The 10,292-nt window shown below is 70.9% G+C and carries 10 protein-coding genes; 3 read left to right on the top strand and 7 right to left on the bottom strand.

Annotated elements, in window-relative coordinates; genetic code table 11:
* Positions 1-63 precede the first annotated feature (63 nt).
* The gene (locus ACFWP3_RS21600; RefSeq protein WP_384223434.1) at positions 64-1,065 is read right to left on the bottom strand and encodes a LysR substrate-binding domain-containing protein; all 1,002 of its coding nucleotides are present in this window, start codon (positions 1,063-1,065) and stop codon (positions 64-66) included.
* A 135-nt stretch (positions 1,066-1,200) separates the two neighbouring features.
* On the opposite strand from ACFWP3_RS21600, the gene ACFWP3_RS21605 reads away from it, so the two are divergent.
* Both ACFWP3_RS21605 and ACFWP3_RS21610 read left to right on the top strand, forming a co-directional pair.
* The gene (locus tag ACFWP3_RS21605) at positions 1,201-1,755 is read left to right on the top strand and encodes a peroxiredoxin (protein ID WP_384223436.1); all 555 of its coding nucleotides are present in this window, start codon (positions 1,201-1,203) and stop codon (positions 1,753-1,755) included.
* Positions 1,756-1,758: 3 nt separating this feature from the next.
* Positions 1,759-2,298, top strand: coding sequence for an alkyl hydroperoxide reductase (locus tag ACFWP3_RS21610; RefSeq protein ID WP_384223438.1), 540 nt, complete (start codon positions 1,759-1,761; stop codon positions 2,296-2,298).
* Positions 2,299-2,355: 57 nt separating this feature from the next.
* Here the strand turns inward: ACFWP3_RS21610 and ACFWP3_RS21615 are convergent, their stop codons facing one another.
* The 5 genes from ACFWP3_RS21615 to ACFWP3_RS21635 all read right to left on the bottom strand — a co-directional run bounded on the left by ACFWP3_RS21615 (position 2,356) and on the right by ACFWP3_RS21635 (position 8,062).
* Positions 2,356-3,066, bottom strand: coding sequence for a hypothetical protein (locus tag ACFWP3_RS21615; RefSeq protein WP_384223441.1), 711 nt, complete (start codon positions 3,064-3,066; stop codon positions 2,356-2,358).
* Positions 3,056-4,399, bottom strand: coding sequence for an AI-2E family transporter (locus ACFWP3_RS21620; protein WP_384223443.1), 1,344 nt, complete (start codon positions 4,397-4,399; stop codon positions 3,056-3,058). The genes ACFWP3_RS21615 and ACFWP3_RS21620 overlap by 11 nt, the downstream gene beginning before the upstream one ends.
* A gap of 115 nt (positions 4,400-4,514) precedes the next feature.
* Positions 4,515-5,228 carry a transglycosylase SLT domain-containing protein gene (locus tag ACFWP3_RS21625; protein ID WP_384223464.1) on the bottom strand — a complete coding sequence of 238 codons (714 nt, stop codon included), beginning with the start codon at positions 5,226-5,228 and terminating at the stop codon, positions 4,515-4,517.
* A gap of 421 nt (positions 5,229-5,649) precedes the next feature.
* On the bottom strand, positions 5,650-6,966 hold the full coding sequence (locus tag ACFWP3_RS21630; protein WP_384223445.1) for a PhoH family protein: 1,317 nt from the start codon (positions 6,964-6,966) through the stop codon (positions 5,650-5,652).
* 334 nt (positions 6,967-7,300) lie between these two features.
* The gene (locus tag ACFWP3_RS21635; RefSeq protein ID WP_384223447.1) at positions 7,301-8,062 is read right to left on the bottom strand and encodes an isoprenyl transferase; all 762 of its coding nucleotides are present in this window, start codon (positions 8,060-8,062) and stop codon (positions 7,301-7,303) included.
* Between the two features lie 125 nt (positions 8,063-8,187).
* Between ACFWP3_RS21635 and mgrA the strand changes: the two genes are divergently transcribed.
* Positions 8,188-9,225, top strand: coding sequence for an L-glyceraldehyde 3-phosphate reductase (gene mgrA, locus ACFWP3_RS21640; RefSeq protein WP_384223450.1), 1,038 nt, complete (start codon positions 8,188-8,190; stop codon positions 9,223-9,225).
* Between the two features lie 131 nt (positions 9,226-9,356).
* Here mgrA and ACFWP3_RS21645 read toward each other — a convergent pair whose 3' ends face one another.
* Complete coding sequence (locus ACFWP3_RS21645) at positions 9,357-9,884, bottom strand: prepilin peptidase (RefSeq protein ID WP_384223452.1); 528 nt, start codon at positions 9,882-9,884, stop codon at positions 9,357-9,359.
* Positions 9,885-10,292 lie beyond the last annotated feature (408 nt).

Raw genomic sequence — 10,292 nt, forward strand, 5'->3', positions numbered from 1 at the left:
GCGCTCGCGTACGGAGCGCTCGCGTACGGAGCAGCCGCGCCCGCCCCGGGACGGCCCGCCGGTTCAGTCGGTCGGCCACACCGGGAGCGGGCGTACGGCTTCCCGCAGTGCGGCCGCGATCGCCCGGAACTCCTCCTGGCGGGCCGTCCCCGTCCGCATGGCCAGGGCGATCCGGCGGGTCGGCGCGGGCTCGGCGAAGCAGCCGGTGGCGAGGTACTCGTTGCGGGTGGTCTCCAGCCGCAGCGCGGTGCGCGGCAGCAGCGTCACGCCGAGGCCTCCGGCGACCAGCTGGACGAGGGTGGAGAGCCCGGCGGCGGTCGTGGTGACGTCCGCCCCGCCCTCGCGCCGTCCGCCGCCTCCCTCGGCCGCGGAGCCGCGCCCCGCCCCCCGCGAAGGCCGCCCGGCCTCCCGGCAGATGTCCAGCGCCTGGTCGCGCAGGCAGTGCCCCTCGTCGAGCAACAGCAGCTGCATGCCGCGCAGTTCCTCGCGCGGGATGTCCCGGCGCCCGGCCAGCGGATGCTCCCGGGGCGTCAGCAGGACGAAGTCCTCGTCGAAGACGGGCAGTTCGGTGACGCCGGGCACGCCCAGCGGCACCGCGAGCAGCAGCAGGTCGAGCCGCCCGCCGGCCAGCCCGTCCAGCAGCGAGGCCGTCTGCTCCTCGTGGACCTGGAGGTCCATCCGCGGGTAGCGCCGGTGGAACAGCCCGAGCACGGTCGGCAGCAGGTACGGCGCCACGGTGGGGATCACCCCGAGCCGCAGCACCCCGGTGAAGGGCGCCCGTACCGCCTCGGCCTCCTCCAGCAGCCCGCCCATCGCTTCGAGCACCACCCGGGCCCGGGCCGCGATCCGCTCCCCCGCCGGGGAGAGCAGCACCTTTCGGGTGGTCCGCTCCAGCAGCTGCACCCCGAGCGCCTCCTCCAGGGCGGACACCGCCCCAGACAGCGCGGGCTGGCTCATCCCGATGGCGGCGGCGGCATCCCGGAAGTGCAGGTGCTCGGCCACGGCCGCGAAGGCACGCAGCTGCGCCAGGGTGGGTTGCTTCGCTCCCCTATTACCGGCAGCCACTGATAGGTACCTCCGATCACCGGGCTCAAGTGTAGCTATTTCCGTAATCAATGCAGCTGTGCCAGCATGTGAGATCCGTCCAACCCCTTTGGAAAGCCCCCAAAAGGGTCACTTTCCTGTCCGCAAGGAGAGCACGTGCTCACTGTCGGTGACAAGTTCCCCACCTACGATCTGACCGCTTGTGTCTCGCTCGAGGCGGGTGGCGAGTTCGCGCAGATCGACCACAAGACCTATGAGGGCAAGTGGCGCGTGGTGTTCTTCTGGCCGAAGGACTTCACCTTCGTCTGCCCGACCGAGATCGCCGCGTTCGGCAAGCTGAACGAGGAGTTCCAGGACCGCGACGCCCAGATCCTCGGCGTCTCCGGCGACTCCGAGTTCGTCCACCACGCCTGGCGCAAGGACCACGCCGACCTGCGTGACCTGCCCTTCCCGATGCTGGCCGACTCCAAGCACGAGCTCATGCAGGCGTGCGGCGTCCAGGGCGAGGACGGCTTCGCCCAGCGCGCGGTCTTCATCGTCGACCAGAACAACGAGATCCAGTTCACCATGGTGACCGCCGGTTCCGTGGGCCGTAACCCCAAGGAGGTCCTGCGGGTCCTCGACGCCCTGCAGACCGACGAGCTGTGCCCCTGCAACTGGAACAAGGGCGAGGGCACCCTGGACGCCGGCCTGCTGCTGGCCGGTGAGTGACGGATGTCCCTCGACGCCCTCAAGTCCGCCCTTCCGGACTTCGCCAAGGACCTGAAGCTGAACCTGGGTTCGGTCATCGGCAACCAGGACACCCTCTCGCAGCAGCAGCTGTGGGGCACCGTGCTGTCCTGCGCGATCGCCGCCCGCTCCCCGCGCGTCCTGCGTGAGCTGGAGCCGGAGGCGAAGGCGAACCTGTCGCCCGAGGCGTACGCCGCGGCCAAGTCCGCCGCCGCGGTCATGGCGATGAACAACGTCTTCTACCGCACCCGGCACCTGCTCTCCGACCCGGAGTACGGCACGCTGCGCGCGGGCCTGCGGATGAACGTCATCGGCAACCCGGGCGTGGAGAAGGTCGACTTCGAGCTGTGGTCGCTCGCGGTCTCCGCGATCAACGGCTGCGGCCAGTGCCTGGACTCGCACGAGCAGGTCCTGCGCAAGGCCGGCGTCGACCGCGAGACCGTCCAGGAGGCCTTCAAGGTCGCCTCGGTGATCCAGGCCGTCGCGGTCACCCTCGACGCGGAAGCGGCCCTGGCCGCCGAGTAGTCACCCGTACGAAGGACAGGGCCCCGCTGCCGTTCCCGGCCGCGGGGCCCCGCGCGTTCAGCCCTTCTTCAGCGCCGCCATCACCGCCCGCATGTCCTCGATCGCGGCCGCCGCCACCGCGTCCTCGTCGGCCGCGGCCCGCCCGCCCTCTCCGTCCTCTCCGTCCTCCCCGGCCTTGCCGTCCCCGTGCCACTGGACGGTGAGCGTGAACACGGTGCCGCCGTCGAGCACCTCCAGCCGCGACGCCGACATGTAGCCGTGGAGCAGCGCCCGCTCCCCCAGGCCGGGGACCTGCTGCACCTCGTCGGTCTCCGGGCCGATCCACGGATCGCGCGTCCCGCCGACCCCGAACTCCGCCGCGGGATCGGTCTTCTTGTGGTGCTCGACCTCCACTACGCCGTAGTAGGCGAGCCCCTCCCCGTCCCACTGCCCGCCGTAGTCGCAGGTGGCCCAGTCCAGGGCGGGGTGCTCCCCGTGCCGGTCCAGCCTCTCGTCGAGGGTCCCGGCCACCGCGGCGAGCGCTTTCAGCTGCGTCTGCGCGCACAGCTTCTCGGTGTGCCGGTACGAGATCCTCGGCTCGGTGGTGAAACGATCCTGCACGGCGAGCGCCCCCGCCCACACCGCCGAGGCCAGCACCGCACCGCCCAGCGCCCACAGCCACGGGCGGGCGGCCGGCCGCTGTAACGGCCGTTCCCCCGCGCCCTCCTCCACCGGCTCGGCCGGCCGCTCCGGACCCCACTCCCCGTCCAGCTCCGGCTCACTGATCACCCTTGTCCCCCTCCCGCATCCCCGAGCCGAGGGCCGTGGCCCCGTGCGGGCCCGGGCCGACCGCTCCGTGTCCCATGTGCAACTGTTCGCGCGAGTACGCCCGCAGGTAGCCCACCGCCGTGTTGGTGACGGCCACCAGCGGTACGGCGACCACCGCTCCCCCGATGCCCGCGATCAGGCCGCCCGCGGCCACCGAGAGCACCACCGCGAGCGGGTGCACCCGTACCGCCCGGCCCAGGATGAAGGGCTGGAGCACGTGCCCCTCGATCTGCTGCACGGCCAGCACGACCAGCAGCACCATCAGGGCGCTGAACACGCCCTGGGTCACCAGCGCCACGACCACCGCGAGCGCTCCGGAGACCACCGCGCCGACCAGCGGGATGAAGGCGAACAGGAAGATGAAGACGGCCAGCGGCACGGCCATCGGCACGTCCAGGAAGTAGATGCCCAGGCCGATGAAGGTGGCGTCGATGAGCGCGACCAGGACGGTGCCGCGTACGTACGCGGTCAGCGTGCGCCAGGCGCGCGGACCGGCGCCCGCCACGCCGGGCCGGGCGGCGGCCGGGACGAGGGCGAGGGTCCAGTGCCAGATGCGCTTGCCGTCGTAGAGCAGGAAGAGCGTCGAGAACATCGCGAGCAGAATGCCCGTCAGCACCTCGACCAGCACGGTCACGCCTTGCAGGCCCGCCGTGGTGATCTGCTCGGTGTTGGTGCCGATGGTCTCGCTGAGGTTCTTCGCGATGTCGTTGATCTGCTTCTCGGTCACGTGGAACGGACTGTCCAGCGCCCAGAGTTTGAGTTCGTTGATGCCGTCGCGGACCCGGTCGGAGAGGTCGTCGAGGTTCTCCATGACCTGCCAGACCACGAACCAGCCGACGAGTCCGATGACCACGAAGCCGAGGATTGCGGTGACGGCGGTGGCCAGCCCCCGGGGCAGGCCCAGTCTGCGCAGCCGGACCACGAACGGCTGGAGCAGCGCGGTGACGAGCATGGCGGCGGCGAAGGCGAGGACGACCAGGCGGACTTCGCTGATCACCTTCATCAGCACCCAAAGCATCCCGGCCAGCAGCAGCAGCCGCCAGCTGACCTCGGCGGCGACCCGCATGCCCCACGGGACCACGCTCACCGGGTCGGGGCGCTCGGGGTAGGACGGGGTGGGCGCGGGGCCCGGTGCGGCCGCCGCGGCGGGCGCCGGCACCCGGTCGGAGGGGGCGGGGTGCGGCAGGTCGCCTCTGGCCTCGGCCTCGACTTCGGCGCGCCGCTCGTGGAGCCGCGCCTCCATCCGGTTCAGCCTGCTCCCGAGCCGGCCGAGCCAGCCTTCCCTCTTCGCCATGTCAATCCCTTCCCCCCGCCCCACTGTCACGCCTCGAAAGACCGTACACGCGGGGAGCCCCGCACCGTCGGACGGTGCGGGGCTCCCCGGGGTCGAGCGGGTGCGGCGGTGTCGCCTAGTACCAGCCGTTGGCCTGGTGGAAGCTCCAGGCTCCGCACGGGCTGCCGTACCGGTCTTCCATGTAGTTCAGGCCCCACTTGATCTGCGTGGCGGGGTTGGTGCGCCAGTCGGCACCGGCCGAGGCCATCTTCGAACCCGGGAGCGCCTGGACCAGGCCGTACGCGCCCGAGGACTTGTTCACGGCGAGGTAGTTCCAGGTGGATTCCTGGTTGATGATGTTCGAGAAGCACTGGAACTGGCCGGCCGGGACCATCTGCTGGGCGATGGCCTTGACCTGGGCGACCGTGTAGGAGCTCTGGACGGCGAAGTCTCCGGCGTCGCGGGCGGCGGAGCGGCTGGCCACCTCCTTCGCCTCGCGTTCCTTCTTGGCCTTCTCGTCCGCGGCCTTCTGGGCCTCGGCCTTCTTGGACTTGGCGTCCTCGGCGGCCTGGAGGCGGGCCGCCTCCTCGGCCGAGCGCTTGGCGTCGGCGTCGGCGGCGTGGGCGATGGTGTCGGCCTGCTGCGTCAGGGACGCGGTCTGGACCTGGGCCTGGTCGCCGACCGGGATGTCAGTGAGGAGGGTCGCCCCGGACGCGGTCGTCTCGAGATCGTTCGAGGTGGGGTCGCCGGTGGCAACGCCCACGACTGCGCCGACGGTGGTGACCGCGGTGGCCGAAGCCACTGCGAAGCCCCGAACCGAGATCCGGCTCACACGGTGTCCTTCCAGCAGCGTCCGCAGTGACCGAGCGGGCGCAAGAGTGCCCCTCGACACTGGTCTCCGTGGTTCTGGGGTCACTGGAGACGCGGGCCCGTGGACAGCTGCTCCCTGCGGAGGCTGCCGCGTGAAACTGCGGGCGGCATACGGCAATCGGCTGTGGAGTTGTGGTGGTGCTGCGTACCTCACGGGAGATACGGGAGTGCCGTATGCGGGGCCTGACGGAAAACAGACTCTGCCGGACCTCGACACCACAGGGCAATTCTGCGTTGCGTGGGAAAGGTCACACCTGGCATGTCGCCGCTTGTTTCGCCAAAGGGCTGTGCAGCACGACGCCGCCCGGCTAGGCTCTGGGGCCTTTGCCGGGCGGCGCCAACTCACTTTCCCGCTATGGGATTTTTGACCGTTTCAGCCCCCTGTCAGGGGCCGGCCGGGGTCAGAGGTTCTCCAGCATCTCGGTGACGAGCGCGGCGATCGGGGAGCGTTCCGAACGCGTCAGGGTGATGTGCGCGAAGAGCGGATGCCCCTTCAGCTTCTCGACGACGGCGACGACTCCGTCGTACCGGCCGACCCGCAGGTTGTCCCGCTGGGCGACGTCGTGGGTCAGAACGACCCGCGAATTCGCGCCGACCCGGGACAGAACGGTCAGAAGGACGTTCCGTTCCAGCGACTGGGCCTCGTCCACGATCACGAAGGCGTCGTGCAGCGAGCGGCCGCGGATGTGCGTGAGCGGCAGGACCTCCAGCATCCCGCGGTTCAGCACCTCTTCGATGACCGCGCGCCCGGCGACGGAGGAGAGGGTGTCGAAGACGGCCTGCGCCCAGGGGCTCATCTTCTCGCCCTGGTCACCCGGCAGGTAGCCGAGCTCCTGCCCGCCCACCGCGTACAGCGGCCGGAAGACCATCACCTTCTGGTGCTGCCTGCGCTCCAGCACCGCCTCCAGGCCCGCGCAGAGGGCCAGCGCCGACTTTCCGGTACCCGCCCGGCCTCCCATCGAGATGATCCCGATCTCGGGGTCGAGGAGGAGGTCCAGGGCGATGCGCTGCTCGGCGCTGCGGCCGTGCAGCCCGAAGGCCTCCCGGTCGCCCCGTACGAGCTTCACGTTGCCGTCGGCCGTGACCCGGCCCAGCGCCTTGCCCCGCTCGGACTGGAGGACCAGCCCGGTGTGCACGGGGAGTTCGGCCGCTTCCGGGACGTACAGGCGCTCCTCGGAGTAGAGGAGGTCCACCTGCTCGCCGGAGAGGGCGAGCTCGCTCATGCCGGTCCAGCCGGCATCGGTGATCGCGAGCTCCGCGCGGTACTCCTCGGCGATCAGCCCCACGGAGGAGGCCTTGATGCGCAGTGGGAGATCCTTCGAGACCACCGTGACGTCGTAGCCCTCGGCTTGGAGATTGCGGGCGACCGCGAGGATCCGCGAGTCGTTGTCCCCCAGTCGGAAGCCGGCGGGCAGGACACCCGGGTCGGAGTGGTTGAGCTCGACGCGCAGGGTGCCGCCCAGATCGCCCAGTGGGATGGGGGCGTCGAGGCGTCCGTACCGGACCCGGAAGTCGTCGAGCAGGCGCAGGGCCTGGCGCGCGAAGTAGCCGAGTTCGGGATGGTGCCTCTTTGCCTCCAGCTCGGTGATCACCACGATCGGGAGCACGACCTCGTGCTCGTCGAAACGGGAGATCGCGTTGGGGTCTGCCAGCAGGACGCTGGTGTCGAGGACGTAGGTCCGCCTGTCGGGCAGGCGGCGCTTTGTGCTGGTCACCACGGAAGGACGTACCCCCTCGGAAGAGGTCGGGCCATGAAGACCGGACCGGTCATCGGCACCCATGCCAGGGCCGATTCCCGGCCCTCCACTCCGTCCGTGCGAACCGCACGTGCGTCCTGGTGCAAAGGGCCTCCCGGGCGGACGGCCCCATGCCGTCCGCTGAGACTCGACACCCGTGGATCGGGCATCGACCTGAAAGTGGTATTCCCCGATCAGGCCAGGCCATGCCATGGCATATGACTGACGCTGGGTGAATCCCAGGTGAAGGGTTGGGAAGCAGGGTGCGGCGGTGACCGAAGGGGCGTCAGAGACCACCCGGGTGAATCCGGGCGGGTCAGGTGCCGTAGCGCCGGTGGCGGGCCGCGTAGTCGCGCAGGGCCCGCAGGAAGTCGACCTTGCGGAAGGCCGGCCAGAAGACCTCGCAGAAGTAGTACTCGGAGTGGGCGCTCTGCCACAGCATGAATCCGGACAGCCGCTGCTCGCCGCTGGTGCGGATCACGAGGTCCGGGTCGGGCTGGCCGCGCGTGTAGAGGTGCTCCGCGATGTGGTCGATGTCCAGGATCTCGGCGAGCTCCTCGAAGGAGGTGCCCTTCTGCGCGTGCTCCAGCAGCAGCGAGCGGACCGCGTCGGCGATCTCCTGACGGCCGCCGTAGCCGACGGCGACGTTGACGAGTATTCCGCCGACGTCGTGCGTGGCCTGCTCGGCCTCCTTCAGCACGGTCTGCGTCCGCGCGGGGAGGATGTCGAGGTTGCCGACGTGGTGGACGCGCCAGCGGCCGTCCGCGGCCAGGCCCCGTACGGTGTTCTCGATGATGTTGAGCAGCGGGCGGAGCTCGACCTCCGGCCGGTCCAGGTTGTCCGTGGAGAGCATCCACAGGGTCACGACCTCGACGTCCGTCTCGGTGCACCAGCCCAGCATCTCGGAGATCTTGTCGGCTCCGGCCTGGTGGCCCTGCTCCGTGGTGCCTCCGGACGCCTTCGCCCAGCGCCGGTTCCCGTCCAGGATGACGCCGATGTGCTTGGGCGCCGCGTCATGGTCGAGGCGGCCTTCCACCCGGCGTGCGTAGAGCCTGTACACCAGGTCGCGCAGCTTCACGATCTTCCAGCCCCTCCGTGCAATGCCCCCGTGCGAATTGCGGTCCCCCGAGTGCGCCACATTACTGCGCGGCGGGAGGGGGTACCCAACTCGGTCTGTCACAGCTCCGTGATAGGGAGGACAACGTGACTGATACCAATCCCTATCGGGCAGAGCCCGCGCGCTACGACTCCATGGAGTACCGGCGCACGGGCCACAGCGGCCTCAAGCTCCCCGCCGTCTCCCTCGGCCTCTGGCACAACTTCGGCGACGACAAGTCGCTCGAGTCCCAGCGGGCGATCCTGCGCCGGGCCTTCGACCTCGGCATCACCCACTTCGACCTGGCGAACAACTACGGCCCGCCGCCCGGGTCGGCCGAGCTGAACTTCGGGAAGGTCTTCGCCCAGGACTTCGCGTCCTACCGCGACGAGCTGATCCTCTCCACCAAGGCCGGCTACCTGATGCACCCGGGGCCGTACGGCGAGTGGGGCAGCCGCAAGTACCTGCTGAGCTCGCTCGACGCCTCGCTCGGGCGGATGGGCGTGGACTACGTCGACATCTTCTACTCGCACCGCTTCGACCCGGAGACCCCGCTGGAGGAGACCATGGGCGCCCTGGCGTCCGCGGTCCAGCAGGGCAAGGCGCTCTACGTCGGCGTCTCCTCGTACACCGCGGAGCAGACGGCCGAGGCGGTGCGGATCCTGCGCGGGATGGGGGTGCGTCCGCTGATCCACCAGCCCTCGTACTCCATGATCAACCGCTGGACCGAGGACGACGGGCTGCTGGACACCCTCGAGGACGCCGGCATGGGCTGCATCTCCTTCGCGCCGCTCGCGCAGGGGCTCCTGACGGGCAAGTACCTGGGCGGGATCCCGGAGGGCTCGCGGGCCACCCAGGGCAAGTCGCTCAACCCCGACCTGCTGTCGGACGAGGTGCTCCGCCGGCTGCGCGGGCTGAACCAGATCGCCGAGCGGCGCGGGCAGTCGCTGGCGCAGCTGGCGCTGAAGTGGGTGCTGCGCGATGACCGGATGACCTCGGCGCTGATCGGCGCGTCGAGCGTGCGGCAGCTGGAGGAGAACGTGGCCGCGCTGGCGGCCGATCCGCTCTCCGAGGCCGAGCTGAAGGAGATCGACTCCTTCGCGGTGTCCACCCCCGGCACCAACCTCTGGGCCCAGCGCGGCTGACCTGCGCGGATGCCGGTAGGGGGCGGAGAACAAAAAACGGGCCGGTCCGTGGGGGGGATACGGACCGGCCCGAGGGGGGGGTTCCACCATAACCCTTCGTAAAGCGAGATGCGTGCATTGCCGCGCCACGATTACGCTCCGAAACCGCCCAGCAGCACTCCGGTGAGTGCTCCGGCGGCCATGAACGGGCCGAAGGCGAAGCCGTCCTTGCGGGTCGCGGAGCCGCGCAGCAGCAGGAAAAGGCCGTACAGGGCCCCGTAGAGGAAGCCCAGGAAGGCCCCCGCGGCCCATACCCCCCACCCGTACCACCCAAGAGCGACCCCCAGCGAGATCGCCAGCTTGACGTCGCCGAACCCCATCCCGGCGGGGTGGATCAGGAAGAGCGCCAGGTACCCGGTCGCGAGCAGGCCCCCGCCGAACAGCGCGAGCCGCCAGTCGCCGGCGGCGCGGGGCAGGAGGGCCGCGGCTCCGAGCCCGGCGGCGGCCGCGGCGGCGAGCGGCAGGGTCAGTACGTCGGGGAGCCGGTGCACCGCGCGGTCTACGAGGGCGAGCAGCACGAGCACCGGGGCGAGCCCCACGTAGGCCAGCGCCTCGGGCCGCGCCCCCACGGCGGCCCCGAGCGCGGCGCAGACGGCCCCGCTGAGGACGGCGAGGGGCACGGCCCGCCGCCCGTACACATGCGGAGCCCCGTCCCCCGCGGCGACCCGACACCGGGCCGCACCGAGCCACCCCGGCACCAGGTGCCCCTCCGGACACCGATCCCGCCAGGGCTCCCCCGCCCCGACGGACAACCGCCACAGCGCCCGCGGCAGCAACAGCCCCACAACGCCCCCGTACCCGGCGGCCACAACGATCCCCAAGACACCCACCCGGCTGAAGGTAGGCCCAACCCCCTCCAATTCCCAGGGCCGCCCCCGCCCCGCACCACCCCCGCCGACACACCCACCCACCCGACACATCCACCCCACCCGACACATCCACCCCAGCCGGCCCACCCAGCCCCGCCGGCACCTCCAGCCCCGCCGGCGTTTGAGGCGCGGGGTCCGGGGCGGAGCCCCGATCTTTCA

Origin of the sequence: Streptomyces sp. NPDC058525, assembly GCF_042719495.1 — a bacterium.
Lineage (GTDB): Bacteria > Actinomycetota > Actinomycetes > Streptomycetales > Streptomycetaceae > Streptomyces.

What these genes read in the sequence shown, in the direction of transcription:
- ACFWP3_RS21610 (WP_384223438.1), top strand. Translation starts at nt 1,759, where the DNA reads ATGTCCCTCGACGCCCTCAAGTCCGCCCTTCCGGACTTCGCCAAGGAC.
- ACFWP3_RS21620 (WP_384223443.1), bottom strand. Translation starts at nt 4,399, where the DNA reads ATGGCGAAGAGGGAAGGCTGGCTCGGCCGGCTCGGGAGCAGGCTGAAC.